Origin of the sequence: Rhodanobacter sp. K2T2, from assembly GCF_013408815.1 — a bacterium.
In the GTDB taxonomy this organism is placed as follows: domain Bacteria; phylum Pseudomonadota; class Gammaproteobacteria; order Xanthomonadales; family Rhodanobacteraceae; genus Rhodanobacter.
The window spans coordinates 1-1,702 of the sequence record NZ_JACCCA010000026.1; the positions used below are offsets into that span (position 1 = coordinate 1).

Sequence of the window (1,702 nt, forward strand, 5' to 3'; positions counted from 1 at the left end):
CCAGCGGCAGGTCTATAGCGAAGCGCTGACGCAGGCGCGAGAGCAGCCGCATAGCTACTAACGAGTGACCGCCCAAGGCGAAGAAGTCGTCGCGACGACCGACTTGCGCCACGCCCAGTAGCTCGCTCCACCACTGCGCCAGGGCGATCTCGATGTCGCCTTGCGGCGCTTCATAGGTATGCCGTGCGTAGGCGGCTTCGTCCGGTTGCGGTAGCGCCTGGCGGTCGAGCTTGCCATTGGGTGTCAGCGGCCACGCGTCCAGCCAGATGTACGCCGCCGGCAGCATGTACTCGGGCAGGCCGGTGGCCAGGTGCTCGCGCAGCGTTCCTGCATCGACGGCGGTGCCGATGAGATAGGCCAGCAAGCGTGGCTGTGTGTCCTCGCCAACCGGTGCCACAGTCACTATCGCTTCGCGCACGGCGTCGTGCGCGATCAGCCGCGCTTCGATCTCACCCAGCTCGATGCGGAAGCCGCGGATCTTCACTTGGTGATCGTTGCGTCCCAGGTAGACCAGCCGTCCGTCGGGCAGGTAGCGCGCCAGGTCGCCGGTGCGGTACATCCGCGCATCGGCGGCGCTCGCAAACGGGTCGCGCACGAACCGGCTCGCCGTGAGTTCCGCTCGCCCCAGATAGCCGCGTGCCACGCCGCGACCGCCGATGTAGATCTCGCCGGTCGAGCCCAGCGGTACCGGCTGCGCGTGCGCGTCGAGCAGGTAGATCTGGGTGTTCGCCAGCGGTCGTCCGATCGTCTCCTCGCGCGGCTCGTCCCGGTGCATGGCCGTCCACGTCGAATACGTGGTCGTCTCTGACGGGCCGTACAGGTTGCAAATGCGCGACACGGCCGTGTGCGCGAACAGACGCTCCACCAGACTGCTGCGCAAGGGTTCGCCGGCGAGGTTGACGGTTGCCGTGGTGGTTGCCGGCAAGGCACCGTCCAGCAACGCGCCGATCGCTGAGGGCACGGTGTTGATCAGGGTCACATCGTGTGCCACGGACGGCAAGGCGAGCGCATCGTCCAGCAGGTAGACGGTGCCGCCACCGCACAGCGGCACGAAGCATTCGAACACCGACAGGTCGAACTGCACCGAGGTACAGAACGCTACGCGAGCGCGCTCGTGGGCATCGAACGCGTCCATCGCCCAGTACACCAGGTTGGTCGCCTGCGCATGCTCGATCAGCACGCCCTTCGGTGTGCCGGTCGAGCCGGAGGTGTAGATCACGTAGGCGACGTCGCGGGCGCCCCCGTCGACCGGACGTACGGCGCGGGCGGCGGTGGCGCGGGTACCGGCGGTGGCGACGTCGAGTACACATCGCTGTGTCAGCGCGGCATCGCCCAGTGCCGCACGGCCGGTCGCGTCGCATAGCAGCCAACGCGGTGCGGCGTCTTCGCATACCCACTGCAAGCGGCCGGTCGGATAGGCTGGGTCCAGCGGCACATACGCCCCGCCGGCCTTGAGAATCGCCAGCATGCCGACGATCAGCCAGGGCGTGCGGTCCACGCACAGACCGACCAGGCTCGCCCGGCCAACCCCTTCCGACACCAGTACCTGTGCCAGACGGTCCGCCTCGTGATCCAACTGCGCGTAGGTCCACGGCTGGCCCCTGTGCATCAGGGCGTGCGCCTGCGGTACCCGCGCTACTTGCAACTCGAACAGCTCGTGCAGACATCGCCCTTCGGGATACACCGCTGTGGTCGCGTTCAG

At 67.7% G+C, this 1,702-nt stretch carries 1 protein-coding gene; it reads right to left on the reverse strand.

Features of this window, described 5'->3' with window-relative positions; genetic code table 11:
• Positions 1 to 1,702, reverse strand: a 1,702-nt coding sequence (locus HDE78_RS20760; protein ID WP_179483093.1) for a non-ribosomal peptide synthetase, incomplete at both ends; no start/stop codon positions are given.